Consider the following 26,840-nt stretch of genomic DNA (forward strand, 5'->3'; position numbering starts at 1 on the left):
TCAGCGTTGACCTTTGAACCAAGGGGTAAGCAATGCACGCGGATAATCGGCCGAGCGCGCTGCGATCACAAGGGCGATGATCGACAGAACATAGGGCACCATCAAGAAGACCTGACCGGGGACCAGCGCGCCGACCTCGGTCTGTAATCGTACCTGAAGCGCATCGAACGCGCCAAACAACAGCGCGCCCAGCAACGCCTTGCCCGGACGCCAACTGGCGAAAATGACCAACGCGATACAGACCCAGCCGCGCCCATTGACCATACCGAAGAAAAAAGCGTCAAAGGCGCTCATGGTCAGGAAAGCGCCCCCCAGCGCCATAAGCGCCGACCCGACCACGATAGCCCCGATCCGCAGGCCGTAAACCGACAGACCCTGCGCATCAACGCTGTCAGGGTTGTCCCCAACAGCCTTGATCGCCACGCCCAGCGCTGTGCGGTTCAGCACGTACCAGACCACCGCCACCAGCAGCAGCGCCAGCCAAGTCAGCGCCGTTTGCTGAAACAAAACAGATCCTAAAAAGGGAAAATCTGACAGAACCGGCAGGTCCAGCGGCTGAAATGGCTCGATCCGAGGCGGTGACGACACATTCGGCAGCGCCGTGCGATAGGTGTAATAACTGACCGAGGTTGCAAACAACGTGATCCCCAACCCCGAAACGTGTTGTGACAATCCCAAAGGCACTGTGAGGAACGCATGAAGCAAGCCAAAGAACGCCCCTGCCGTTGCCGCGACCAGCACGCCACCCCACAGACCCGCGCCCAGCCAGACGGCCATCCAGCCGCACATGGCGCCGACGACAAAGATGCCCTCGATCCCAAGATTCAGCACGCCTGCACGTTCGCAGATCAGCGCGCCCAGCACGCCAAAGATCAACGGTGTCGCGATGCGCAGAGAGGCCGCCCAGAAGCTTTCAGAGAGCAGAATATTAAGAATATCCATCATGATGCAGCCCTCGCGGTGCTGGCTCGGACAATGCGATATCGGGCGACAAACCCGCCGACCAGAACGCAAAGCAGCGAAACCGAGACCACCAGATCCGCCAGGAAAGACGACACGCCCATCGCGCGGCTCATGCTGTCAGCCCCCACAAAGACCGAGGCGATGAACAGCGCGGCGATCACCACGCCCACCGGCGACAACCCCGCCAGCATCGCCACGACAATGCCGGTATAGCCAAAGCCGGGCGACAAGTCGGCGGTCAGGTATCCCTTCAGGCCCGCGACCTCGCTCACGCCCGCAAGCCCGGCCAGACCACCCGACAGGATGGCCACGCCGAACAGCGAGCGGTTGACGTTGATCCCCGCATGGCGCGCGGCGGCGGGGTTCTCACCCACAGCGCGTAGCTTGAAGCCCCAGACGGAACGCGCCAGCATGAATTGGGCCAATCCCGCCAGTATTAGAGCCAAAACAAGTCCCGAATGCACCCGCATCCGTTCCATCAGTGGCGGCAGCATTCCTTGATCCAGAACCGGTGCTGATTGTGGCCAGCCCAGCCCCATCGGGTCCTGCAGCGGCCCTTCCAACATCATCTGCACAAAGATCAGGATGATGAAGTTCAACAGTAGCGTCGTCACCACCTCATCCGCGCCAAAGCGGGTTTTCAGATAGGTTGGGGCGACCATCCCCGCCGCCCCTGCAGCAGCACCCATCAGGACAATCAGCGGCAACAGCAAGATGCCTGAGATATTCAGCACCCCCGACCCGATGGCCACCGCAGCCATCGCGCCCAGATACAACTGTCCCTCGGCCCCGATATTCCAAAGCTTTGCGCGAAAGGCCAAAGCGGCGGCCAGCCCGGTGAATATTAGTGGCGTGGCGCGTGTCAACACCTCGGAGAACGCAAAGACCGAACCGAAGACGCCGCGAAACATCTCGGCATAGGCGACGATCGGGTTTGCACCGGCCGCCAACAGCGGGATCGCGGCAAAGCCCAGTGCGATCACGGCCGATAGGATGGGAACGCCCAACGTGAAAGCCCGCGATTGGGTCTGACGTGGTTCAATACGGATCATGCCGGTTCTCCTGCCATCATCAACCCGATCTGTTCACGGTCGCGCCCCGGTGCCTCGTGCAGTTCTCCGTCGCGGATCACCACGATGCGGTCGGCGAGGCTCAGCAATTCGTCGAGGTCCTCGGAAATCAGTACCACACACGCCCCACGCGCCCTTGCATTCAGCAGGCGCTTGCTCACCTCGGCCGCGGCACCCATGTCCAGACCGCGTGTCGGCTGGTTCGCAAGGATGAGGCGGGGCGAAAGATCGAAGACACGTGCCAGAATAAGTTTCTGGATATTGCCCCCGGACAACAGACGCGCAGGCGCATCCACGCCCGGCCCGCGCACGTCATAGGCTTTGGACAAACGCTCGGCATTGTCCTGGATGTCTTCGCGGCGCAACAACCCGTATGATTGAACCTCGGGATCGTTCAACCGTTCGATAACCATGTTTTCCGCCACGGTCATGGCACCGACGATGCCTTCATGGTGGCGATCTTCAGGGATGCGTCCAACCCCCGCACGCACCATCTTGGCCGGGGTGGGTGAGGTAACCTCGACTCCATCAACCTTGATTAGACCCTGTTCTGGGCGCACAAGACCTGCGATGACATTGGCCAACCCACTCTGACCGTTACCAGAAACCCCGGCGATCCCCAGAATTTCATGCGCGTGTACCGTCAGGTCGACCGCCGTCAGCGTGTCGCGTTTGGACCGCCCTGCGACCGATACGCCCGATATGGTCAGGACCGGATCACCGGGCGTCAGGTAAGAGCCGGCAAGCTCGGGTGTCTCAGCGCCAACCATCATCTGCGCGATCGACTTTTCGTCCGCGTCGGATGTGGCCATCTCTCCAACTTTCCGACCATGCCTAAGAACGGCAATGCGATCCGAAAAGGCCAGGACTTCGCGCAGCTTGTGACTGATGAAGATCACCGACAGACCTTCATCGGTCATCAGACGGATGTTTTCGAACAATGTATCCGCTTCTTGCGGGGTCAGAACGGCGGTTGGTTCGTCTAGCACTAGTATGCGGGCATTGCGGTACAGGGCCTTGAGGATTTCCACCCTTTGCCTCTCGCCTACCGACAGTCGGCCAACCGGCGTATCAAGAGGCGCGGACAGACCGCTTTGCGCCATGATGCCTTCGATCCTGCGCCGCGCTGCACGTCGGTTGCGGCGCAGGGAAATCAGGGGTTCCGATCCCAAGGTTATATTGTCGAGGGCCGAAATGTTCTCGGCCAATGTGAAATGCTGGTGCACCATCCCTACGCCCGAGGCCAGCGCCACCTGCGGGTGGCCCAGCGGCAGAGGGCGCAACACCCCGTCTTCATCCGCAACCTCGATTGAGCCGGCATCGGGCAGGTAATGCCCGAACAGCATATTCATCAGCGTGGTCTTGCCCGCGCCGTTTTCGCCCAGCAGCGCCAGAACCTCGCCTTTGTTCAGGGTCAGGCTGACATTGTCATTGGCGATGACCGGGCCGAAATGCTTGCTCAACCCGTTGAGTTTCAGAACTGTGGAATCTGTCATTGGAAAAACGGGCCGGTTTGTGGACCGGCCCGAACAAGATCAGTTGTCGGAAACGGGTCGGTCGTCGTTGACGTTGACGCGGAACAGCCCGTCCATAATCTCGGCCTGTCGCGCGTTGACCGCTTCGACCACATCGGAGGGCACCAGTTCCTCATCCAGAACCATGGAACCGCCGCCATATCCCATAAAGCTGTACTGGCCGTAATCCGCAGCCTCAAACGAGCCGCTGGCTACATTGGCAATAGCCTTGTCGATGGTGGGCTCCATGTGCCATAGGGCCGACGCCATGATCGTACCGGGATAGTCACCCGACGTGTCGATCACGTTTCCAACGGCTTTGACGCCACGCTCTACCGCCGCATCCGACACACCAAAACGCTCGGCATACATGATGTCCGCGCCAGCATCCATCATCGCAATCGCACTTTCCTTGGCCTTGGGCGGGTCATACCAGCTGTCGATGAAGGTCACGAGGAATTTGACATCCGGGTTCACCTCGCGCGCGCCATCCATGAAGGCGTTCATCAGGCGGTTCACCTCGGGGATGGCATATCCACCGACCATACCAATGACATTCGATTCCGTGGCCGCACCAGCAACCATGCCGGTCAGGTAGGACGGCTCGTGAATCCAGTTGTCAAAGACCGAGAAGTTCGGACCGACAGGCCCAAAGGACGATCCCATCAGGAAGGCCGTGTCCGGGTAATCCTTGGCCACCTTGCGCGCGGCGCGCTCCAGCCCGAACACCTCGCCCACGATCAGTTGCGAGCCCTGTTCGGCATATTCACGCATCACGCGCTCATAGTCGGTGTTGGCCACATTCTCGGAAAAGACGTATTCGATGTCGCCCCTCTCAGCCGCCGCGTTAAGCGCCTTGTGGATACGGCTGATCCATTGCTGTTCCACGGGCAGCGTATAGATCGCTGCAACCTTGACCGTTTCGGCCGCAGCCACACCGACAGAGTATATCGTTGACGCCGCCGCAACAGCGGCAAGCAACAGTCTTCTTGTCATGTTATTTTTTGCCATTACACTCTCCTGTTTTCAGGGATGGCAGCATTTTTTTACTGTTCAGTCAAATTTTTTCCGGTCAACAGCGGTGTATGAAACAGCAGGATGAGCAATTTTTAGGCACTGAAATCGGGGCGTTTGTTCCGCGCAAAACCAGCGCGTCCCGGACCTGATCGAGGCTGTTCGGGTGGCCCGATCCAATACATTGGTCAGTTCTCAAAACGAGGCACGGCGGGTTTGGGAATGCGCGCGCCATAGTGCCGAATAACTTCACCCGACAGCTTTTGACCCCACGCGATTGCCGCCGCCTGAGGCTGCCCGCTCAAGCGTGCCGACAGATAACCCGCATTGAACGCATCGCCAGCCCCGGAAGTGTCACGAATTCCTTCGACCTTGGGGGTCTCAGTCGTCGTTGTCTGACCTTCCGCCAACGCTGTCATAGGGGCTGGACCGTTCTTGACGACAACTTCCGAAATGCCCGCTGCCCCAAGCCGTTCAACCGTATGCGCCGGGGACGCATCGCCCCATAGACCTTGTTCATCATCAAAGCTGGGGAATGCGATGTCGGTGATCTGGTTGAATCTGGCGATCGTCTCACGCGTTTCTTCGGCAGACGACCAAAGCCGGGGGCGTATATTCGGATCGAAAGAAACCAAGGCGTTGGCCGAGCGCGCTTCGGCCAGCACATCCCACAAAACCGCGCGGGCTTGGGCCGACAGAATGGCCAGCGTAATCCCGGACAGGTGGATCAGACCCGCACCTTCGACCACCTGCTGCAACCAATCGCGATCCTCCGCAAGCAGACGCGCCGCCGAAGCCTCGCGCCAGTATTGAAAACTGCGTTCGACGCCATCCAGTTCGATCATGTACAAGCCCATGGTACGACCGGTGACCCGGCCTATCCCATCCGTTACCAGACCGTCCTCGTCCAACTGCTTAAGAAACGCGGACGAGACCTTGTCGGTCCCGACCTTCGTGACAAAACCAATCGACGCCTTTTCGCCAAGGATCTGCGCCATATGCCAGGCGGTGTTGAACGTATCCCCGGCAAAGCCGCGCTTGTACGAACCGTCGCCCAAATCGGCCATTTCGATCATGGCTTCACCAATCGCGACGGCCTTGTTTGACGTGAAACTCAGCAAGGCACCGTATCCCCATCGTTTTGATCGTAGATGGCCCCGGTTAACCACGCGGGCCAGTCACGTTCGAAAAAGGTACGGGCATCTTGATCAAACCTGCGGATTTTTCGGTGCGACACAACCATATCCTCGCCGTCCATATGAACGAGAAGTTGTTCGCGCATGTCTGCTTCTCGTTCGGATCGAAACCTAACCTCCGGTATCGGTCCATGCGCCGCTTGGGGCAGAGCATCCCCGTTGGGATCGCAAATTGCGCGGGCCCCGCGGCTGCCGCCGCCCTTGGCGATATAATGATCCAACGCCGCCAATACAGCTTCGGAGGCCAGCGACATCTGCTGCCATTGCAATACGCGCCCGACCTCGCCGCTGCGCTTAAACGAGATCCCGTTGCGCCGGATTTGCGCGTTCAGGTCGCTGGCCGCCTTATGCGCGGCCGATACGTCCTTGGGCGTGCACAGGATGCCGGCGTGATCGCTCATGCGGGCCTGGACTTCGGAACGAATATCGGCAGCGTCGCGGGAGCTGTTGGTATTCAGAGTTGCCTCAATCCGGGTCAACGCGTGTTCTGCCAAGGAGGTGATTTCCAGTTTCGACGCCTCATGCGCCATCCGGCTTGCCGCGATATGTTCCGCGACGCGGGTGCCAAAAACCTGTCCGGCGTTCAAAGCCGATCCACCGGGTCGCGTGACGCCATGGGTGCCCGCGGCTTCTCCAACTGCATAGATCCCGGCGACGTTGGTGCGGCCCCAGATATCCACGGCAATACCGCCATTCATATGCTGGTTATTCACCGCGAATTCCAACGGGTCGATAGTGATGTCCACCTTGTAGCGCTTATACAGCTCAATCGAGAGCGGGTTCATATGGCGCAGCCGGTCGATTGGCAGATCGTGAACGGCCCCGGCATGTCGCAGATAGCTGCGCACATCGTCATCCAAACGGTCCAGACTGAACGGCTGATCACCCGGCACAGGCAGAAGGTTGCGGTTGAAATCCATGAACACCCGCCGACCTTTTTGGTTTTCCCGCACGATTGCCAGATCGACAAGGCTGGACTGAAAGTCCAGCATCCGTGTGGCATGGAACGGCCATTGATAGCCCTTGCGAAAGATGTTCGAGGCCATCTCTTGCGTGCTGCGATAATAGTCAGCCAGAAAGTGATGCTCGGCCCCGCTGTCATCCACCGAATAAATATGCGGGATCACTTGCACATAAGTGCCCGACAGGTTCCACGGAAACCCCTCGCGCCGCGTGCCGATGCCAAACTGACTTTCGGTGATATTGACCAATTCTAGACCGGCCTCAAGCGCAAGCCCCAACGTGCCGAAACAGCCATTGGGGAACACGCTGTCGCGGTACAGCTCTCCGGGCCCTCCGGCCGCGAAGACCAGTGCATTGCAGGTGAACAGCGTCAGCCCATAGGGGTTTGCATCCGAACTGGCCTTGGGGCGGATTGCCAACAGGCCAACCACGCGGTCATCTTCGGTCAGAACGTTTACAGCCGTCGTATGGTTAAAGAAGGGGATGTCCAGCCGGATCGCCTCTTGCGCCAGCACCTGCACCATCAATCGCGAGGTGCGGGGACCGCAGCTTGTAGCACGCCCGACCTCGTCATGATCCGTCTGGTAACGCAATGTGCCGCCCAGCGCATCCTGCGGCAAGGGCAGCCCCAGATATTGCAGGGATGCCATCGCGCGGATCGAGCCGACCGCCTCGATATATGCCGTGTCCTCGTCCATTGCGCCGCCTGCCCCAATTGCCGCTGCCATGTCCTGAAAGTCATCGCCATGATCTTTCGTATTTGCCGTGTGCAGAGTCTGTTTGTCCGAACCGGAACAGGCCGAGGTCCCGCCCCACGCGCTCTGGCTGATGATGGTCACGTCCACGTCGCGCCTTTTCATCTCGACGGCTGCGCGCAACCCGGCGGCTCCGCTGCCGATCACAAGACCTCCGCAGGCATGGACCGGAATGTCATACCCGCCGATCCGGACGGTTCTCGACAATTCCGGTTCCGGTCGCAGGCGCGGCATGGCCACATCGGTCAGTGCATCGAGAATATCCTGAGGGACAGTGGTGCTCATGAAGATCGGTCCTTATGGCGTATCAGTCGATATCGACCCAGCGCTTCAGGCGCGATGATGACATGCAGGCGTCGACGATCTGGCAAATGCGATGGCCCGCATCGAAAGTGGGCCACATCGGTTCGCCTGTGGTGATGGATTTAATGACTTCGGCGGCTTCGATGATTTTGCTTTCGTTATAGCCCAGCCCAAAATTGGGCAGCGGCAGAAACGCGCCATAGGTGTCGTGCTCGGGACCAACATCAATCTCACGATAGCCGCGCCGACCGGTCGGATCATCATTGGTGTAAAATCTCAGACGGCTCAACTCGTCGTAATTGTACGCCAGACTGCCCTTGGTGCCGTAAACCTCATAGCTTTGCATGAATTTTCGGCCCGTTGCGGTGCGGCTAAAATCGACCATCCCGCGGGCTCCGTTGGCGAAATGGCACAGGACATTCGCGCCGTCCGGGTTGGTGATGGGCTTCCATTCTTCATTCCCGGTCAGTTCGGGAACCTCACCAAGGCCGAGACCTTCCACCACCGGGCGTTTGTCGGTCACGACATAAGTGTCCGCGATCAAGGATGTTACCGGCCCGACCAGAAAATCCATGAAGCTGAAGACATGTGATCCCGTGTCCCCAACAATGCCGGTGGGGGCAAGATCCCCGTCGGCGCGCCACATATAGGGCGTCTGCGGATTCCCGTACATGTCGACATGCTGACAGCCCTTGAACAAGGTAATCTCACCAATCTCACCCGCCTCGATAATCTCTTTCGCGCGGTCATGCACCGGGTTGCGGGGAAAGGCGTGGCCAACGCGGGTGATCACGCCCTTTTCCCGCGCGATCTGGGCCAGCTCCAGCGCTTCGGCCGCGGTGTCGGCAAGGGGCTTTTCACAAAACACGTGCTTGCCCGCCAAAAGCGCAGCCTTGGCCACCTCGTAATGTAGATTGTCAGGCAGGCAGATGTCGATCAGGTCGATCTCAGGGTCGGCCACAGCCTCTTGCCAAGTCTTCAGAATCTTGGCGCCAGGGGCGCGAAACGCAAGCTCTTGCTCGGCGTTGGGATTCGAGGAAACCAGCGCCGTGACCCGCGCAGTACCAAAGCTGTTGCCAAAAAAATGCGGAAAGGTCTGGAACGCCATCGTGTGAACGCGGCCCATCCAGCCCGATGCACCCAGAACAGCAACTCTTACCTCAGACATGATCTTCTCCTTTTTCTTCAGCAAGTCTCGCCTGACTAAAGATCGCTTGAGGCGCGCGCGATCAGGCGCACCGGGCTGCGATTCAGGCTGCTGGGTTTCGTTCCGGTCTTGACCCAATTCAGGATCTGTTCCGCCGTAGACTTGGCAAAGTCGGGAATGTCACAGCAAACCGAAGACAAGGGCGGGTGGCTGTCCTTGCTGTCTTCGATATCGTCAAACCCCACCACACGCAGGTCGGTGCCAATCTCGACCCCCAACTGATGCGACGCTGACATAACACCCAAAGCCACCAGATCGTTGAAACAGATCGCGGCATCCACATCCGGATGGTCGCGCCGCAACTGTCCCACAATGGACTTCCCGAAAGAGCGTGTGGCCTCGCCGGTCAAAACCAGTGGCGGCAAACCCTTTTCGTTCAGAATTTCCAGATAGCCGCTCATGCGCTCCTGCGTGACAGGGCGCCCTTCCAAACCACCCAGAAAGGCGACGCGTTTGCACCCTTTCTCCAACAGATGTTCGGTCGCCATACGACTGCCAAGATGATAATCCGGCGCAAAAAACGGCAGGCTTTGCGCCTGCGCATCAAGGGTTCTGAACACTTGCAATGTCGGTGTACCGGACGCGGCGAACAGGGCCAGCGTGTCCTCGACATCGCCATACGCCGGAGAGATCACGAACCCTGAAACCCCATGCTCGGTCAGGGTCGAGATCATGCTTTTTTGCAGTTCTGGATCTTCATCCGTGTTGGCCATGACCGTGGCAAAGCCGTTTCGCGCCAATTCCATCTGAAACAGGGCCGCAAACTCGGTGAAAAAGGGGTTGCGCAGATCATTGATCACCAATCCGATCAAACCGGATGAGGATGACCGAAGCGTTGCGGCAGAACGGTTGTACACATAGCCGATCTCAGCCATCGCCTTGCGGACCGCGTCGCGCGTTTCAGCCTTGACCGAGTCGCTTCCCTGCAAAACAAGGCTGACAGTCGATTTTGAAACGCCTGCGTGCTTTGCCACGTCTAAGATCGTTGGTCTCTGGCCCATATTCTATGTCGCCCTGTTCTGTTTACCCCGAATATTTGCCTACACGTTCAAATCCAGCACCAGAATGCCGTCAATCCCTCCGACCGCATTTTTAACAAGCTGACGGCCCAATGCCTTATGCTCGGAATTGTCGGTGTAATTTTGCAGCGCATCCCAGTTGTCAAAGTCGATGACAAAGCCGTGCATATAGCCGCGCTCAATCTGCTCGGGGCTTTCCGAGCGGCCACCTGTGAAACTCCGCGCACCGGGCAATTTTTCGGTCACGGCGGCCAGCCCGGCATAAATTCTCTGGATAGTGTCTTCCGGTACGTCGGGTTTGAATTTGGTCAGTACGATATGTCGGATCATGTCGCGTATCCGTTGTCCTGTTTGATCATGTCTGCCGCTTTTTCGCCGATCATGATCGACGGCGCGTTTGTGTTGGACGAGTTCACCGTCGGCATCACCGAGGCATCGGCGACCCGTAACCGATCGATCCCGTTGAACCGCAGGCGCGGGTCCAGGACCGCCTGATCGTCGCTCCCCATACGGCAGGTTCCGGCGCAGTGATGCGAGGTTTTGGAGTGGACGCAGATGAAGTTGAAATAATCTTCGTCGGTGCGCACATCCGGCCCCGGCAAACGCTCGGCCAGAACATAGGGTTTCAGCGCGTCCTGCGCCAAAATCTGCTGCACCAGTTTCAAGCCACGAATGGACATCTCACGATCATAGGGGTCCGACAGGTAATTGGGGTCGATCAAGGGCATATCTGCCGGGTTGTCGCTGCGCAGCCGGACCGAACCTCGGGACCGTGGCCGCAGGTGGCACGCGTTCAGCGTCACCCCTCCATTGGGCATCGCCTCGACCCCGGCCTCGATCCCCGTGCCGAGACCCAGATGCATCTGAATATCGGGCGAACGGGCATTTTCGTCCGCGTACCAGAACCCCCCAGTCTCAAATAAGCTCGAGGCGACAGGCCCTTTACGTGTAAGCAGATATTGCAGACCCGCAAGCGCCGATAGGTGCAGCTTGGCATAACGGTCATAGGTGTGCGGGCCCGTGACTTCGCAAATCGCATACAGGTCCAGATGATCCTGAAGGTTCGCGCCTACATTGGGCTGGTCGAACACGACGTCGATCCCCAGCGCCCTTAACCCGTCTGCCGGGCCAATCCCCGACAGTTGCAGCAGGCGCGGCGAACCGATCGCGCCGGAGGACAGGATCACCTCTTGGTCCGCGGTAATCTTGCTGCCATCGGCCATCTCGACCCCTGTGGCCCGACCACCTTCGACGGTGATCCGGCGCACCTGTGCATTGGTCTGGATCGTCAGGTTGGACCGCGACCGCGCGGGCGCAAGAAACGCCATGGCCGAGGATGATCGCCGCGCGTTGCGCTGGGTGAGCTGATAATAGCCTGCACCGTCCTGCTTTTCCCCGTTTACATCGGTGGTTTTCGGAATGCCCACCTGCCCCGCGGCCTCGATAAACGCGTCACAGATCGGCAGCGGCGCGGCGGGCATGGAAACGCCCAACGGACCGCCCTGACCGTGGAATTCCCCGCTATAGGTATCGTTGTCTTCGGACTTCTTGAAATAGGGCAGAACGTCGTCATACCCCCATCCTTCGCAACCCATTTGACGCCATTCATCATAATCCTGCACCGCGCCCCGCGTATAGATCTGCGCATTGATGGCCGAGCCGCCGCCGATCACCTTGGCCTGCGTGTAGGTGAAAACCTTGTCCTGCATCGACCGTTGCGGAACCGTGCTCCATCCCCACGACCCGATGCCTTTGGTCATCTTGGCAAACCCTGCGGGAAGGTGGAACAGGGGGTTGCGGTCGCCACCACCGGCCTCGAGCAGCAAAACGCGCGCGTCGGGGTTTTCCGACAGGCGGGCGGCGATGGCTGATCCGGCGGAACCGCCTCCGATAACAATAAAGTCGTAACCAGCGGTCATGCGGCCCATTCTCTTTCCTGGATGTGGCGTCCGGCGCGAAAGGCCAGCGCCGCGATGGTCAATGCGGGGTTTACAGCCGCCGAGGTCGGCAGGACCGAGGCGTCGACAATGAACAGGTTCGGGTGGTCGTGGCTGCGGCAGAACGTGTCCACCACACTTGCGGTCGGGTCCGCGCCCATCCGTGCGGTGCCGCATTGATGCGACGGGGTGCGGCGGTCAAAGGACCTGGACAAAACAACGGGAAAACCTGCCTTGCGAAGCTTGCGCTTCAGCACGCGCACCAGCTCCAAATGCGCGTCCCAGTTCGAACGCTGCCAGTCCAGCCTAATCTGCCCGTCCTTCAGCGTCACGCGGCTGTCGGGGTTAGGCAGATCCTCGGACATGGCGTAGAAATCGAAACTGCGGTCTGCAATCAACGAAGCAACCCAACTAGGCATTGGCGTCGTTGCCGCGAGGATCGGACCGGTGATCTTGCCCAACATCTGGATATTACCCAGCGGAGCCCCACCCTGACCGTCTGTCAGGTAGAAATCGTTCACCATCAGGGTTTTCTGATAGACCGACCTGTTGCGGCGTAGTGGGTGCAGCGCCAGCACAGCCGAGCAGTTGTGGTTCATGAAGTTCCGTCCCACCTGATCCGACCGATTGGCCAGACCCGAAGGGCGCGCCGCATCCGCAGAAGTCAGAAGCAAAGCCGCAGATTGAACCGCGCCCGCTGCCAGCACCACAATCGGCGCGGTCAGTGTCTCCTGACGGCCGTCCACTTCAACTTCAACACCGCTCACCCGACCATTCGCGTCTGCAACAAGCCGCTGCGCACGCGCGTTGGTCTTGAGTGTCACGTTTTCATGTTTCAGCGCCTCGGCCAGTCCACAGGTTTCGGCATCCATCTTGCCGCCGCAGGTGTTGGGAAAAGCGTCCCACGTGGTATCGCCAGCGGCCAGCCACCTTTCCAGATCCAGCCCAAGCGGGATGGTTGACGGCGACATGCCAACGGACCGGAGCCGTGCAAACAGATCCTGCATGTCCGGCTCATGCGTCACCGGACCAAACGGGTAAGCACCGGAATGCGGTGGCTCGGTCGGGTCTTGGCTGGGATCGCCGCGTACGCAATACAGGTCTTCGGCGGCCTGATAATCGGGTTCCAGATCATCATACGTGACCGGCCAGCCCGGTGTTGTGCCGTCACGGTGCAGCATTGGGGCAAAATCTTCGGCCCGATACCGGATCAGAGCCGCGCCGTAGAATTTCGAATTGCCGCCGACAAAGTAATAGTTTCCGGGATTGAACGGCTGATCATGTCCGTCCAACCACGTTTCATCAGGACGAAACACACCATCGCCAAAGATCGCTTTAGCATCCCGGTCCTGCGCAGACGGTTCCAACCTGACGCCGCGCTCAAGGATCAGGATACGACGACCGGACGGGGCCAACGCTGCCGCAAGGGTAGCGCCGCCCATGCCCGACCCGATTATGAGGATGTCGGGTTGCATTACCCCTGAATGCGGTTCTCGGTCTCAGGATCGAAGGCCACAGCCTTTTCCATGTTCACGGCAAAGGTGAAATCCTGCCCCGGCGAGACCTCGGCATCCGAGCGCATCCGCGCAATCACATCGCGCCCGCCCAATTGCATTGAGACAAACGTGTCTGACCCGGCGGGCTCGGTCACCACGATCCGGTTGGTCATCGTCGCAATGTTCGAGGATTTTCGATCCGCGCCATCCATATCCGTGATGGTCTCGGGCCGAATGCCCAACAGGATGTCACGCCCGTCCCAATGGGACAGGTTGTCCTGACTGAAGGGCAGTTGTGCCATCGACCCGTCAAACAAGGCGACTTCGGCGTGGGGCCGCCCGTTCAACATCACCACCTTTGCAGGCAGCACGTTCATCGCGGGCGAGCCCATGAAGGTCGCCACAAAGATATTGGCGGGGGTGTCATAGATCTCTTGCGGGGTGCCCAGTTGCTGCACGTAGCCGCCATTCATCACGGCGATGCGGCTGGACAGCGTCATAGCCTCAATCTGGTCGTGGGTCACGTAGACGATGGTGGTGCCGAGGTTCTGGTGCAGCTTCTTGATCTCGGTCCGCATGTCGACACGCAGCTTGGCGTCAAGGTTGGACAAGGGTTCGTCGAACAGAAACACATCCGGCTCGCGCACCAGGGCCCGCCCCATGGCCACGCGCTGCCGCTGACCGCCCGAAAGCTGCCCCGGCTTGCGGTCCAGCAACTGTTCGATCTGCAACAGCTTGGCGACCTCGGCCATGGCCTTTTCACGCTCGGGCTTGGGGACACCGTGCATCTCAAGTCCAAAGGTGATGTTCTGGCCCACGGTCATGTTGGGGTACAGCGCGTAGCTTTGGAACACCATGGCGATGTTGCGGTTCGACGGGTGCACCCCGTTCATCACCTGATCCTTGATGCGGATCTCGCCGCTGGTGATCTCTTCCAACCCTGCAATCATGTTCAGCAAGGTGGACTTGCCACAGCCCGAGGGCCCGACCAGAACGAGAAACTCTCCTTCCTGCACCGAGATGTCGACCTTGTGCAGCACTTCAACCGAGCCGTAAGACTTGGTCGCGTTGTCGATATCGAGAAAGCCCATGACGCCTTATCCTTTCACGGAACCCGCCATCAGGCCGCGGACGAAGTAACGACCGGCCACGATATAGACGAGCAGAGTTGGCATGGCGGCCAGAATGGCGCCAGCAAAATGTACGTTGTATTCCTTAACACCCGTCGATGACTGCACCAGATTGTTGAGTGCGACAGTCATCGGCTGGCTATTGGCATCGGCAAAAGACGCGCCGAACAGGAAGTCATTCCAGATGTTGGTGAACTGCCAGATGATCGACACCACCGCAATCGGGCCCGAGCTGGGCAGCAGGATGCGCCAGAAAATCTGAAAGAACCCCGCCCCGTCGATCTGCGCCGCGCGGATCAGCTCGGTCGGGAACACGGCATAGTAGTTGCGGAAATACAGCGTGGTGAACCCGATCCCATAGACCACATGCACCAGCGCCAGACCCCAAGTCGTGCCCGCCAGTCCGATGATGCCCAGCATCCGCGCCATCGGGATCAGCACGATCTGGAACGGGATGAAACAGGCAAACAGCATCAGCCCGAACAGGATGGTGTCGTATTTAAACCGCCACTTGGTCAGCACATAACCGTTCAGCGCGCCAAGGACGGTCGACACGATAACAGCCGGAACCACCATCTTGATCGAGTTCCAAAAGTAAGGCTTCAATCCCGTAGGATCGACCCCGATCTGGGCCGAGGACCACGCCTTGAACCACGGCTCAAGCGTGAACACCTGCGGCAGGTTCATCATGCCGCCACCGGTGATTTCCTCTAGCGGTTTGACCGAGTTCACCAGCATCACGTAAAGCGGCAGCAGGTAGAACAGCGCAAACAGCAGCAGCACCAGATAGATCAGCGTGCGGGCAACGCGGCCCGTGCGGATCGCGGTATCTTGCGAGGCCTGAGACATCAGCGTTTCTCCCGCAATTCAGCGTATAGGTAGGGGATCATGATCGCCGCGATGGTCATCAGCATGATCGTGGCCGAGGCCGCGCCGATCCCCATCTGGTTCCGCGTAAACGTATAGGAATACATGAAGGTTGCGGGCAGTTCGGTGGCCCGTCCAGGTCCGCCGCCAGTCAGCGCGATCACAAGGTCAAAGGTCTTGATCGCAAGGTGGCTGAGGATAACGAAGGCTGACAGAAATGCCGGACGCAGTTGCGGGATGATGATCCGGCGATAGAGGTTCCAGTTCGACGCCCCATCCATTTGCGCCGCGCGCAGGATTTCATTGTCGATGCCGCGCAATCCCGCCAGAAACATCGCCATGACAAACCCGCTGGTTTGCCAGACAGCAGCCAGGACGACCGTGTAGATCGCGTAATCGCGGTTCTTGATCCAGTCGAATTCGAAACTGGTCCACCCCCATGTGTGCATGACGTTTTCCAGCCCGATGCCCGGGTCCAGAAACCATTTCCATGCCGTGCCGGTAACGATGAAACTCAGCGCCATCGGGTACAGGTAGATCGGGCGCAACAGCCCTTCGCCGCGGATTTTCTGATCAAGGAAGATCGCCAGTCCCAGCCCGATACAGGTGCAGATCACGATATAGAGCCCTGCGAAAATCCCCATGTTGATCAGCGAGGTTTCCCAATGGCTCAAACGCCACAGCTTGTCGTAGTTTTCCCATCCGACCCAGCCAAAGGTCGGCAGGATGCGGCTGTCGGTAAACGACAGGTAGACCGAGAACAGGATGAACCCGTACACAAAGACCAGCATCATCGCCAGCGACGGTGACAGGACCAGCTTGGGTATCCAATTCTGAAGGCGAGTCTTGAAATCCGCGTCGGCTGAAGCAGCCATGGCGCGCCCTCCTGCGAGTTGTGTTTTAAGGCGTTGAGCGCCCTCTTTGGACAGGGCGGCTAAACCGCCGCCCCGTCACGAGGATCACTGATCACTTGGCAATCGACACCGCGTCGACCAGTTCGGCCACTGCGGTTTCGCTGTCATATTCGCCGTTGAAATGCGCCGTTACGACGTCATAAACGGCGTTCTTGACCGATGCGGGCGCCGCGTGGCCATGCGCCATCGAGCCGAACAGGTTGCCCGAAGCCGCAGCCGCAGCCAGATCATTCATGCCCTGCTTGCCGCAGTCGTCGAAATCCGCGTCGCTGACATCGGTCCGCGCCGGAACCGAACCTTTGACCACGTTGAACGCCGACTGGAACGAGGGTGACAGGATCGCGCTGGCAAGCGCCGCCTGCTCTGCCGAAACCGATCCACCCTGATCGAACATCATGAACTGGTCGGCGTTGAAGGTCACCTGATCTGCGGTACCGGGGAAGCGGAAGCACAAGAAATCCTGACCCGGCACTTTACCTGCGTTCAGGAACTCGCCCTTGGCCCAATCACCCATCATCTGGAAACCAGCTTCGCCATTGATGACCATCGCCGTCGCCAGGTTCCAGTCGCGACCCGAGAAGTTCTCGTCAACATTGTCGCGGATAAAGGCCATGCGATCGAACGCCTCTTTCATGGCGTCCCCACCCAAAGTGCCTTCGTCCAGATCAATAAAGGCGGCTTTGTACCCGTCCGGGCCAAGCGTGGACATTGCCACGGCGTCGAAAACGGTCGCGTCCTGCCATGCCTGACCACCATGCGCGATGGGTGTCACACCCGCCGCTTTCAGCGCCTCAACAGCGGCCACGAACTCGTCCCAGTTGGTCGGCTGGGCGATACCGTTTGCGTCCAGCACCGACTTGTTCGCCCAAACCCAGTTGGTCGAATGCACGTTGACCGGAGCCGAAACCCACTTGCCGTCAAACTTTGCAAATGCCTTGAGCGCGTCCGGAACCACATCGTCCCAGCCTTCCTTGGCCGCCACGTCGTTCAGATCAGCCAGCGCACCCTGCGCGGCCCAGTCCTGAATATCGAACCCCAGACCCTGAACGGCTGTGGGTGCGTTGCCTGCAGTGACACGCGCGCGCAGAACAGTCATTGCCTGCTCACCGCCGCCGCCGGCAACTGGCATGTCCGTCCAGCCAACGCCCTGACCCGAAAGGTCGTCTTTCAAAACATTCAGCGCCGCGGCTTCACCGCCCGAGGTCCACCAGTGCAGAACCTCAACCTCTTCGGCGTGCGCCAGGCTGGTGGTACACAGCAGCCCTGCCACAATTACCGATTTTGTTTTCAAAAGTTTACGCATTGTTGTTTCCTCCCTAAATGCGATCTTTTTCTGGCGCCTATTGATGTTTGATGCGCCGTTCAGTCTTGCGACACCCATGGCGCACGGCTGTCGCCGATGCGCATAACCACAGATTTCACTTCGAAGAATTCCTCGAACCCATATTGTCCGATTTCCCGCCCCTGCCCGGATTGCTTGACCCCACCGAACGCAACCTCGGGGAATCCGTCCATCCAGGTATTGGTCCAGACCGTTCCCGCTTCTGCGCGGCGGGCGAATTCAAGGCAGGTGTGGACATTGGTACTCCAGACCCCAGCCGACAGACCGTAAACGCTATCATTGGTCAGCGCGACGGCTTCGTCCAGTGTTTTGAATGTCAGGACCGTCAGAACCGGGCCAAACACCTCATCCCGCGCAATCGGCATGTCCGGTTGGACATTGGTGACGATGGTAGGCTGGTAGAACTGATCGCCAAGCCCCTCGACCTGCAGACGGTCACCGCCCATGGCAATCTCGGCACCGGCGGTCTGCGCGTCTTTGACGTAGGCGTCGATATTGGCGTTGTGTTCCGGCGTGACGATGGCACCGACCTGTGTAGTCGGATCCATCGGATCACCGAATTTCACCTTACGGGACAAATCAACCACCCGCTTGGTGAAGGCTTCGGCAATGTCCTCATGCACGATTATGCGACTGCTCGAGTTACAGCATTGGCCGACATTGAAATAGACCCCAAACACGACCGCATCCGCCGATGATTCCAGATCTGCGTCCGGGAAGATCACCTGCGGGTTCTTGCCGCCCAGTTCCAGCGCCACTTTCTTGAGCGTATCCGAGGCCACCGCACTGATTGTCTTGCCGACTGCGGTCGAGCCGGTGAAGCTCACCATGTCTACCGCCTGATGCGTGGACAATACGCTGCCGACCGGTACGCCATGGCCCAGAACAATGTTGCACACGCCTGCCGGCAGCCCGGCCTCGATCAGCAACTCGCCCAGCATCAGGGTGGTGGAGGGGGTCATTTCCGAGGGTTTCACGACAACCGTGCATCCCGCCGCCAATGCAAAGGGCAGTTTCTGGCTTAGAATCCAGAACGGGAAGTTCCAAGGGGTGATGATCGACACCACACCAATAGGCTCTTTCAGAACCACACCCATCATGTCGGCGCCCAGCGTGTTGTGGCTGTCGCCATGGGTGCTGCGCGCCAAGGACGCGGCATATCGCCAGAGGTCGGCCGCTCCACCGACCTCACCTCTGGACTGACTGATCGGCTTGCCGCTTTCCAGCGTTTCGATGACGGCGATCCGATCTACGTTCTGTTCAATCAGGTCAGCGACCTTCAAAAGAACCGTGGCACGCTCTTTGCCCGACGCGCGGCTCCAAGCCCCACTGTCGAACGCTGTGCGGGCGGCTTGAATGGCCGCCTCAGCTTCGGCCTCGCCCCCCAAGGCGGACCGGCTGACGATATGCCCGTGCGAGGGCGAGCGACGCTCGAACGTCTCGCCCGATGCGCTGTCCTGCCAGATCCCGTTGATCATATGCCGACCCTCGAACAGCGGCGGCAGGTCGAACGGGATGGCTGGGTTGATCGTCATATCTTTCATTACGTCACAGGCCCGAATATTGAGGGTTACGTTTTTCCAAAAAGGCATTCACACCTTCGTCACGGTCGGCGGAGGCGGCTATGGCCGCGCTTCCAAGCGCTTCGACGGCCGCGTCCCGGTCTTCGCCTACGGCCGCGTGGATCATGTTCTTGGCGATTTCAGTGGCGCGGGGGGACAGGTCCGCCAGATCAGCAGCCAGTTCCAGCGCGCGGCCCAATACGTCTTCGGCCACTTCAGCCGCAAAACCCAGCGACACCGCGCGGTCTGCCCCGATCCTGCGTCCAAACAGGGCCATTTCCTTGACGGCCCCTTCAGGGATGAGCCGGGTCAGGCGTTGCGTGCCGGACCAGCCGGGAACAATACCGACCCGCGCTTCGGGAAGGGCGAGGGTTGCACGTGGGGCCAGCAGGCGCAGATCACAGCAGCTTGCCAGTTCCAGCCCACCGCCAAAGGCATGCCCGTTCATGGCAGCGATGGTGGGTTTGCCCAACCGCGCCAACCGGTCAAAGATACGATGTCCATCCCGCACCCAATGACGCGCGAACTCGGCGGGGCTGAGTCCACCCCACGCGCCGATATCGGCCCCGCAACAGAACGCCTTTTCGCCAGCTCCGGTCAAGATCAGACAGCGGATTGCTGCATCCCGTTCAACCTCGCGCACGCGGGCCTCCAACGCGTCAAGCATTGGGATCGTCAGGGCGTTCAACTTGGCGACATTGTCCAAAGTGACAATCGCCGCGTGGCCCCGGATATCAAAGGCGATATTGCTCACAACTGCAGTCCCATCGGTCCTTCAAGGAACAGAGAGGCCGGCATCAGCGTTGCGTTTTCTGCCACTGTCACGCGCCCGCCCGAGGCGACAATAATATCGCGCTGCGCGTCGATCCCCGGCATGATTTCAGTCGCAACCAACCCCTCATCCGTCAAGCGAATCACGCAGCGTTCCGTCACATAGATCACCTCTTGCCCGGTTTCCCGTGCACGACGACCCGAGAAGGTGACATGTTCAACCTTGTCCACCATCTTGGTGAACTTGCCCGGCGCGGTAACCCGGATGCCGTCGCTTCCCAGATCAATCTTCGCCCCAGCCTCAAACCAGCCCGAGAACACGATCCGTTTGGCCCGCGCTGTAATATCCACAAAACCGCCGCACCCTGCGGTCAGATAGGGCTTTTTCCCAAGTTTCGACACGTTCACATTGCCGTCCACATCGACCTCAAGGAACGAGAGGAATGACATGTCGAACCCACCCCCTTGAAAATAGATGAACTGCTGCGGCGACGGCACAAAGGCATGAGCGTTCGAGGCACAGCCAAAGGCGAACCCGGTCAAGGGAACGCCGCCAACCGCGCCCTGCTCAATCGCCCAGGTCACGGCTTTGGGGTGTCCTTCCTCCAACAATATCCGGGGGACCATGGCGCTGATACCGAACCCAAGATTTGCGCTCATGCCCGAGCGCAACTCCATGGCCGCGCGGCGTGCGATGACCTTTTCCACACCGTGCTCGGCAAGCGAGAAGCTGTCCCAGGGCCGCATGACCTGACCCGAAATCGCGGGATCATAGGGTGTTTCGGTGGTCTGCTTCTGGTCCGGATCTTCGACGATCAGGTCCACCAGATGCCCCGGTACGCGGACATCGTGGGGACGCAGGCTGCCTTCCGCTGTTACCCGCTGAACCTGAGCAATCACGATCCCTCCGTGATTTCGCACGCAAATCGCCTGCTCCAACCCACCCAGATAAGCGCCCTCATGCTCATAGGTCAGGTTGCCGAATTCATCTGCTGTGGTGGCTCGCAGAATACAGACATTGGGTATGATGTTTGGAAAGTGCAGCCATGTCTGGCCACCAAACTCGACGCGCTCGACAATCGGGTCCGTAGCCCCGCGTGCGTTCATCGCGCAACCTTCTCGGATCGGGTCGACAAAAGTATCCAGACCCACCTGCGTCAGCACGCCGGGTCGATGCGCCGCCGCCTCACGCTGCATGTCGAACATGATACCGGACGGCACGTTATAAGCCGCGACGCGATCTTCGACGATCATTTTCCAGATTTCCGGCATCTCAAGGCTGGATGGCCCCGAAGGATAAGACCCCGCCAATACCCGCGTCAGCAACCCGTCCTGCGCCAGATACTCCATCCCCTTAACACCATACATATCGCCAGCCGCGATAGGGTGAAGCGAAGTGATGTCGCGCGGATGGCCGTCCTGCTGAAACCGGTCGCCGATGGCTTTTAGAACAGCATCAGGACAACCCAAGGCCGACGACGACGAAACCGAGACAACAGCCCCATCAGGGACCACTTCGGCAGCTTGCCGGGCTGATACCAGTTTCTTCATGACGACCTCCCCGATTCCAGCGATTCACGGATTTACTGGAACGATCCAATCGTTACTGGAACGATCCAAAACTTGCAACAGGAAAAACCAACCCAACGCTTGCACCAAGTCCAACACCATCTTCAACAAGGGGAACTGCACTGCAATTTCGCGCAGCGCGAAACCACGAGGTTGCCTACGTGGGCGCCTCAAGTCACCCAGTCGCTTTACGTCAGGTCGACACACTGAACGCAATGAAGCGTGTTGGCTCTCCCCTGACGGCGTGGTATGAAGGGGAACGGCAATGCTCTCCTTATACGTGTAAAATAACGTCGGGTAACCTTCTCATTTTGCGACTATTTCATATCCCTCGCTCAACAAATAAACAGGGGGTTAAAAAATTCACAAAAATATCATTTTTAATCTTAAAGTTTTGACCTTCTAAGTTTAACAGAAGACCCAGTCACTCCTCTTAGCGCTGCATTCACTAGCGCTGACTAAGTTTCAGGGTTTGTTTTTATGCTTGATTTTTCTCACCCGTCCCGTTTCCAAGGCAGCAAAACCCAAGAACCCTCGACGCAAACACCCCCAAACGGGTTTTACGCGGACATTGGCAAACGTGTTTTTGACGTTTCCCTTGCCCTTCTGCTTCTGCCGGCCCTTGCACCCGTAATCTTTATTCTTTGGTGTCTGGTCCGCCGCGACGGTGGGCCGGGTTTTTTTGGTCATACGCGTATCGGAAAAGGGGGTAAACCCTTTAAATGCTGGAAAATCCGCAGCATGGTCGTGAACGCAGAAGACAAGCTTCAGACCTATCTGGAGGCAAATCCCGATGCGGCGGCCGAGTGGGAGCAGGATCACAAACTGATTAACGATCCCCGAATTAACCGGTTGGGTGACATTCTGCGCAAGACCAGTTTGGATGAGCTTCCTCAGATCTGGAACGTCCTGAAGGGTGAGATGAGCTTTGTCGGCCCACGCCCCGTAGTTGCTGTCGAACTGATCAAATACGGCAGCTCGGCATCAGCCTATCTTGCGCAAAAACCCGGCATCACTGGGTTGTGGCAGGTTTCGGGTCGGAACGACATCAGCTATCGCGAGCGGGTTGAAATGGACGTAACATATTTGGCCGCAAGAAGCTTTCTGAAGGACATTATAATCATCTCGCTTACGGCTTCTGCGGTTTTTCTAAGAACAGGCCGCAAGATCAGCCCGTTTGTACGACACCATTTCCCCGGCCAGCAAATAATGCTCACCGACCTCATTCGAGATCTGGAATTCTTCAGTATCGACCGGGGGGAAGATAACGTCCGCATCCCGCCTGTAGTATTTGCCGATACGCTGACGGATAAAGGACGAGTTGGCGATGAACTGATCGACCCGCGCGGCAGTCGACACGTCCCAGACACGCAGCTTATGGGCCATGATAGGCATTGCCAACCGCGCGACACGGCCAGCCTGCGCGCGGTACACATGGTAATGATCCCAGATATATCGCATCGGTGAATGGCAGTAGCTAATATGCGTCGCATCCGGGCGCGGGATAATCCCCTTCGCAGGCCCAGACTCACTGGACAGGATCAGATCAAACTCCTGCATGTCCATCAGTTCCAGCGCCATAGGCATGAACGGAAGGTACTTTTGATAGTGCTTCTTCGCCCCCGGCAATCGGCCGATGAATGTCTCGCGAACTTCGTGCTGCCGTACCTTTGCACTGACTTTTTCGGGGTCGTAGACATGGGTGATGATGACGGCGTCCGGATACATGTCCAAGAACGCCTCAAGCACCTTTTCGCCGCCGCGCATACCGACAAGCCAATAATGAACAATCGCGACTTTCACGAGGGTCAGCCCTTAGCGCCCTGGCCGCGCGCGTATTTGTCCTCGTACCGGACGATGTCGTCCTCGCCGACATACACGCCCGTTTGCACCTCGATCAGGACCATCGGTACCTTGCCCGGGTTTTCCATACGGTGGACAGCACCCAGCGGAATATAGACTGACTGATTTTCAGTCACCAATTGATCAGTGTCGTCGATGATGACACGAGCCGTGCCCTCAACCACGATCCAGTGTTCGGACCGATGAAAATGGCTTTGCAGGCTAAGGGACGCGCCCGGATGCACACAAATGCGTTTCACCTGAAAACGATCGCCAACAACAAGGCTTTCGAACCATCCCCAGGGACGGTGGTCTTTTGGAAATGCGGTGGCCTGAGGAACGTTTTTCTTCTTCAGCGCAGACACCGCCTGTTTTACGTCCTGAGCCCGCGAAGAATCCGCCACCAAAACCGCATCATTCATCGCAACCGCGATGATATTTTCCAGGCCAATACCAACGACTTCAAGCTGTTCACTATCCGACCGCAACAGCGTGTTGTGACAGTCAATCGCTGTGGCGCCGTCACTTGTGACAACACCCTGTTCGTCGGGGCCACTTTCGCGCCAGACCGCGTCCCAGCCACCCAAATCAGACCACGCCGAGTCAAAAGGGACCACGGATAGGTTGTCAGCTTTTTCCATCACGGCATAGTCGATGGAAATATCTTTGGCCTTTTGCCAATGCTCCGGGTTCAAACGCAAAAAGCCCAGATCGGGCGTTGCGGTTTCAACAGATGCCTGAACGGGTTCTATCAGCTCTAGGGCGTACTGCCGGAATGCCGCTATAATGTCAGCAGAGCGGAACAAGAAAATACCAGCGTTCCATTTGAAATTCCCAGCGGCCAGCATCTCGGTCGCGCGGGCCAAATCCGGTTTTTCGACAAACTGTTTCAGCGGGACCGGTGATCCATCACTGTCCGGCGCCGAGGCAAGTTCCAGATACCCATAGGCTGTTTCCGCGTGCGTCGGAGTAATGCCAAACGTCACCAGCTGACCCCTTGCAACCGCATCCAATCCACGGGCGACTGCGGCCTGAAATGCATCGGAGTCTGGCACCACATGATCGGACGGGGCGACCAAAAGAACCGCATTCTCGTCTTCGTTGAATGTCTGAATCGCAGCGGCCAAAACTGCTGGTGCAGTATTGCGCCCTTCCGGCTCGATCAGAATTTTGCCTGGATCAATACCAATTGATTGCAGTTGCTCGGCAACGATGAATCGAAAGTCCGAATTGGTAAGAACGACTGGTGCCCCAAATTGCAAATCTGCGTTTTTCCCGGACAGACGTCGCGCCGACGCTTGAAACAAAGTTTCCTCGCCAACAAGCGGAACAAATTGTTTTGGATAGCTTTTCCGGGACAGAGGCCACAACCGAGTACCGGAACCACCGCAGAGAAGGACAGGTGTTATCAACATAAAAAGCTCGAAATTTGATTTACTTGGGGTGGTCCTAATAAATGACGCTGGCGCTGACAAGTGTATCAATTGAAGGAGGTTAAATTCACGCGCAATCAGGATGAAACAATAAGCACCGCCCAATCTTTGAGCCTGCGCTGCGTCTTCAGTGCAGTTTTACAATGCGGTAGGTCTATCTATCGCTGAAGTTAGTCAGGAAACTATCGGTTAATCGCGCCAATTGCTCCTGTCATCAATGACCTACGGAAACAAACCTGGGTTCGCTTCCGTCAAGGCATACGGCGCTCAGGGAGCCAGTTGCAAATGCTCCGGTATCAACAGCAATGCGACCACGTTCGGCGCTCGGCTCATCAACTATTGTATGGCCATGCACGACCCAGACCCCATCGCTGCGATCCGACTTCTGAAAAGACGGGTGCCCCCAGATCAGAATTTCCTCTTTTTGCTGATCGACCGGAACATTCGGGTCCGCACCGGCATGAGTCACAAAAACGTTGCCCGAAAAGTCCGATGTCGGGAGTTGTTCAAGCCAGCGGCGCATGTCTTGGCACATGACGTCTTCCAACCTATCGCGGCAGTCCTGTAACTCGGCATCGTTCATTTCTGATCTCACGCCGCGAACGCCGAAAGAGGACAGTGTTTGTAATCCTCCATACCGCAACCACCGTGGTCCATGACAGGTGGGATCGCTCAGAAATTTCAGCAACATCTGCTCGTGATTTCCCATGAGACAGGTAAATTCCGAACGCTCACTGACTAGACGCAGCACCTCGGCGCTGTGCTCTCCCCTGTCTACATAGTCCCCTACAAGTATGACGCGGTGGTCCTGCGGAACTTGGGAGAGCATTTTTTCCAACTGGGCAATGCACCCGTGGACGTCCCCGATTATGCAAATCGGGGCATCCGGATCAGGCGTCGAAAAGGCCGCTGGTTGATTAAATCGTTTGAGCAACGAAGACAGCACTATTGCAGCATTCCCTTTAACCTTTAGTGCACAGACTTGCGAGCTTGGCCGATAGTCGCTCCGGCTTGTGAGTGATAGCCGCCCGCACACCAATGGGCAAGCAAGGACCGTTCAAGCCTCTCTACAAGGGGATATCCCCATTCGAATAAGCTCAGCCCCTTTGACTTTATACACACCACTGATGCGGTTTCGGGCCTTGTTCATGAACCATGACTTCAACGGTTCGGGATAATAGCCCGCCATGACGCGGCTAAAATATTCGAAATCTTCCTTTGGAAGTTTGCGACCACTTCGCGATGGTCCGTGAAAGCCAAACATAGTATCGGGATCGACACAGGCGCCCGGCAACCCAAGAAACATCGTACATGTTGAAAAACAGACCCGGCCACGTATTTCAACCAAGACCCGGTTCCGCTGTAAGTTCTTCAATTCGATCAACCGGTCGTGCAAGTATCCACCCCGATCGTTGCCGACGATATACAAATTTTGGGTATTGGCAGCGGCCTGAAAAGCCGTGCCAGAAAACAAGGCACCAAAGACCAGAAAAACCACCAATATCCTTGCACGAAACCCTCGTAGACTTAAGCGCGGCGAAATACCCAATCCCGACATAACGACATCTCCAATTCCAGTTGCGGTCTGGGTTGAAACTAGAAAGAAGGGTTGCGGAGTACGTGGGCTCGGCGTGTCTTTTTTGTGCTTTAAATCAAAAAGTTAATTCGTTTTTACCTAAACATTGGGTAAATTTTTCGGCAACGACAAATGCGTCATAAACCGTTGCCACGAGCGCGACGGCGTATAGCAAGAACATCAGAAATCGCTTTTACGATCGGCTTTGAGACAATCCGTTGGATAGATATTCGTTTTGGCGATTTGATCGGGTATTGGTTCTGGTGAAATACTTTGCAATTGTGGCGGTCAGTGCAGGATTTCCCACGCGGGGTGATTCCAAAGTGCTTACAGCGGGATAGTTCCAGAACGACAAAAGCCACCTTGCGGCGGCTTGTTCGAGACTCTGTTGGACCCA

23 protein-coding genes and 1 pseudogene are annotated in these 26,840 nt (G+C 58.0%); 1 reads left to right on the forward strand and 23 read right to left on the reverse strand.

What is annotated here, in order from left to right:
• From GOV88_RS17225 to GOV88_RS20780, 19 genes are all read right to left on the reverse strand, one after another.
• A complete protein-coding gene (locus GOV88_RS17225; protein WP_171241195.1) occupies positions 1-942 on the reverse strand; it encodes an ABC transporter permease in 942 nt (313 codons plus the stop codon).
• The gene (locus GOV88_RS17230) at positions 942-2,012 is read right to left on the reverse strand and encodes an ABC transporter permease (RefSeq protein WP_371808261.1); all 1,071 of its coding nucleotides are present in this window, start codon (positions 2,010-2,012) and stop codon (positions 942-944) included. The genes GOV88_RS17225 and GOV88_RS17230 overlap by 1 nt, the downstream gene beginning before the upstream one ends.
• Complete coding sequence (locus GOV88_RS17235; RefSeq protein WP_171241179.1) at positions 2,012-3,529, reverse strand: ABC transporter ATP-binding protein; 1,518 nt, start codon at positions 3,527-3,529, stop codon at positions 2,012-2,014. Before GOV88_RS17235 ends, GOV88_RS17230 begins: the two co-directional genes overlap by 1 nt.
• A gap of 39 nt (positions 3,530-3,568) precedes the next feature.
• The gene (locus GOV88_RS17240; protein ID WP_171241180.1) at positions 3,569-4,558 is read right to left on the reverse strand and encodes a BMP family protein; all 990 of its coding nucleotides are present in this window, start codon (positions 4,556-4,558) and stop codon (positions 3,569-3,571) included.
• Positions 4,559-4,749: 191 nt separating this feature from the next.
• Positions 4,750-5,682: a sugar kinase gene (locus GOV88_RS17245; protein WP_171241181.1), complete on the reverse strand. Its 933-nt coding sequence runs from the start codon at positions 5,680-5,682 to the stop codon at positions 4,750-4,752.
• Positions 5,676-7,760 carry an FAD-binding protein gene (locus GOV88_RS17250; RefSeq protein ID WP_171241182.1) on the reverse strand — a complete coding sequence of 695 codons (2,085 nt, stop codon included), beginning with the start codon at positions 7,758-7,760 and terminating at the stop codon, positions 5,676-5,678. Before GOV88_RS17250 ends, GOV88_RS17245 begins: the two co-directional genes overlap by 7 nt.
• A gap of 22 nt (positions 7,761-7,782) precedes the next feature.
• On the reverse strand, positions 7,783-8,946 hold the full coding sequence (locus GOV88_RS17255; protein ID WP_171241183.1) for a Gfo/Idh/MocA family protein: 1,164 nt from the start codon (positions 8,944-8,946) through the stop codon (positions 7,783-7,785).
• Between the two features lie 35 nt (positions 8,947-8,981).
• Entirely contained in the window at positions 8,982-9,959 is a 978-nt protein-coding gene (locus GOV88_RS17260; protein WP_371808258.1) for a LacI family DNA-binding transcriptional regulator, read from the reverse strand.
• A 66-nt stretch (positions 9,960-10,025) separates the two neighbouring features.
• Positions 10,026-10,334, reverse strand: a complete 309-nt coding sequence (locus GOV88_RS17265; RefSeq protein ID WP_171241185.1) for a Dabb family protein — start codon at positions 10,332-10,334, stop codon at positions 10,026-10,028.
• Positions 10,331-11,932, reverse strand: coding sequence for a GMC family oxidoreductase (locus tag GOV88_RS17270; RefSeq protein WP_254428851.1), 1,602 nt, complete (start codon positions 11,930-11,932; stop codon positions 10,331-10,333). The genes GOV88_RS17265 and GOV88_RS17270 overlap by 4 nt, the downstream gene beginning before the upstream one ends.
• Positions 11,920-13,416 (reverse strand): FAD-dependent oxidoreductase, encoded by a 1,497-nt coding sequence (locus GOV88_RS17275; RefSeq protein ID WP_171241186.1) that lies wholly within the window; start codon positions 13,414-13,416, stop codon positions 11,920-11,922. The genes GOV88_RS17270 and GOV88_RS17275 overlap by 13 nt, the downstream gene beginning before the upstream one ends.
• Complete coding sequence (locus GOV88_RS17280; protein WP_171126616.1) at positions 13,416-14,528, reverse strand: ABC transporter ATP-binding protein; 1,113 nt, start codon at positions 14,526-14,528, stop codon at positions 13,416-13,418. Before GOV88_RS17280 ends, GOV88_RS17275 begins: the two co-directional genes overlap by 1 nt.
• 6 nt (positions 14,529-14,534) lie before the next feature.
• Complete coding sequence (locus tag GOV88_RS17285) at positions 14,535-15,416, reverse strand: carbohydrate ABC transporter permease (protein WP_171125776.1); 882 nt, start codon at positions 15,414-15,416, stop codon at positions 14,535-14,537.
• Positions 15,416-16,309 (reverse strand): carbohydrate ABC transporter permease, encoded by an 894-nt coding sequence (locus tag GOV88_RS17290; RefSeq protein WP_171125774.1) that lies wholly within the window; start codon positions 16,307-16,309, stop codon positions 15,416-15,418. Before GOV88_RS17290 ends, GOV88_RS17285 begins: the two co-directional genes overlap by 1 nt.
• A 91-nt stretch (positions 16,310-16,400) precedes the next feature.
• On the reverse strand, positions 16,401-17,651 hold the full coding sequence (locus GOV88_RS17295) for an ABC transporter substrate-binding protein (protein WP_171241187.1): 1,251 nt from the start codon (positions 17,649-17,651) through the stop codon (positions 16,401-16,403).
• Between the two features lie 59 nt (positions 17,652-17,710).
• Positions 17,711-19,282: an aldehyde dehydrogenase family protein gene (locus tag GOV88_RS17300; RefSeq protein WP_254449256.1), complete on the reverse strand. Its 1,572-nt coding sequence runs from the start codon at positions 19,280-19,282 to the stop codon at positions 17,711-17,713.
• A complete protein-coding gene (locus tag GOV88_RS17305; protein ID WP_171241188.1) occupies positions 19,239-20,006 on the reverse strand; it encodes an enoyl-CoA hydratase/isomerase family protein in 768 nt (255 codons plus the stop codon). Before GOV88_RS17305 ends, GOV88_RS17300 begins: the two co-directional genes overlap by 44 nt.
• A complete protein-coding gene (locus tag GOV88_RS17310; RefSeq protein ID WP_171241189.1) occupies positions 20,003-21,574 on the reverse strand; it encodes an acyl CoA:acetate/3-ketoacid CoA transferase in 1,572 nt (523 codons plus the stop codon). Before GOV88_RS17310 ends, GOV88_RS17305 begins: the two co-directional genes overlap by 4 nt.
• A 483-nt stretch (positions 21,575-22,057) precedes the next feature.
• Complete coding sequence (locus GOV88_RS20780) at positions 22,058-22,282, reverse strand: hypothetical protein (RefSeq protein ID WP_371808262.1); 225 nt, start codon at positions 22,280-22,282, stop codon at positions 22,058-22,060.
• Here GOV88_RS20780 and GOV88_RS17315 point away from each other — a divergent pair.
• Positions 22,226-22,681, forward strand: a pseudogene (locus tag GOV88_RS17315) (sugar transferase); the annotation flags it as partial. The gene GOV88_RS20780 and the pseudogene GOV88_RS17315 overlap by 57 nt on opposite strands.
• Positions 22,682-22,741: 60 nt before the next feature.
• On the opposite strand, the gene GOV88_RS20520 reads toward GOV88_RS17315, so the two are convergent.
• From GOV88_RS20520 to GOV88_RS17330, 4 genes are all read right to left on the reverse strand, one after another.
• Positions 22,742-23,395, reverse strand: coding sequence for a glycosyltransferase (locus GOV88_RS20520; protein ID WP_371808259.1), 654 nt, complete (start codon positions 23,393-23,395; stop codon positions 22,742-22,744).
• A gap of 5 nt (positions 23,396-23,400) precedes the next feature.
• Positions 23,401-24,849 (reverse strand): mannose-1-phosphate guanylyltransferase/mannose-6-phosphate isomerase, encoded by a 1,449-nt coding sequence (locus GOV88_RS17320; protein WP_171241191.1) that lies wholly within the window; start codon positions 24,847-24,849, stop codon positions 23,401-23,403.
• Between the two features lie 232 nt (positions 24,850-25,081).
• Complete coding sequence (locus GOV88_RS17325) at positions 25,082-25,903, reverse strand: metallophosphoesterase family protein (RefSeq protein WP_371808260.1); 822 nt, start codon at positions 25,901-25,903, stop codon at positions 25,082-25,084.
• Between the two features lie 21 nt (positions 25,904-25,924).
• Positions 25,925-26,425 carry a hypothetical protein gene (locus GOV88_RS17330; protein WP_254449258.1) on the reverse strand — a complete coding sequence of 167 codons (501 nt, stop codon included), beginning with the start codon at positions 26,423-26,425 and terminating at the stop codon, positions 25,925-25,927.
• Between the last annotated feature and the right edge of the window lie 415 nt (positions 26,426-26,840).

Source organism: Ruegeria sp. HKCCA5491, assembly GCF_013034565.1.
Taxonomy (GTDB): Bacteria; Pseudomonadota; Alphaproteobacteria; order Rhodobacterales; family Rhodobacteraceae; genus Ruegeria.